Here is a 232-nt window from a genome sequence, read left to right on the forward strand (position 1 = left end):
CGGTCCAGGGCCACCGGCTCGCGGGCCCACGGCCTGAAGGGCGCGCCCGACAGGCGCACCACGGGCCGGCTCGCGGCGGGCAGCGTCCCGGCCGCGGCGCCCACGCTGTGGTGGCTGCACACGCACGGGATGAACACGTCGGGCACCGCGCGGATGATCCAGCTCGTGCTCGGCATCGCGCTGCTGCACACGTCGCCCGCGCTGATCTTCCGGCCGCAGCACACCGCGCTCG

The 232-nt window shown here is 76.7% G+C and carries 1 pseudogene; it reads left to right on the forward strand.

What is annotated here, in order from left to right:
* Window positions 1–232, forward strand: a pseudogene (locus KVT39_RS37555) (sulfite exporter TauE/SafE family protein); the annotation flags it as partial.

The sequence above is a fragment of the Burkholderia sp. GbtcB21 genome (assembly GCF_019091065.1).
GTDB classification, from domain to species: domain Bacteria; phylum Pseudomonadota; class Gammaproteobacteria; order Burkholderiales; family Burkholderiaceae; genus Burkholderia; species Burkholderia pyrrocinia_C.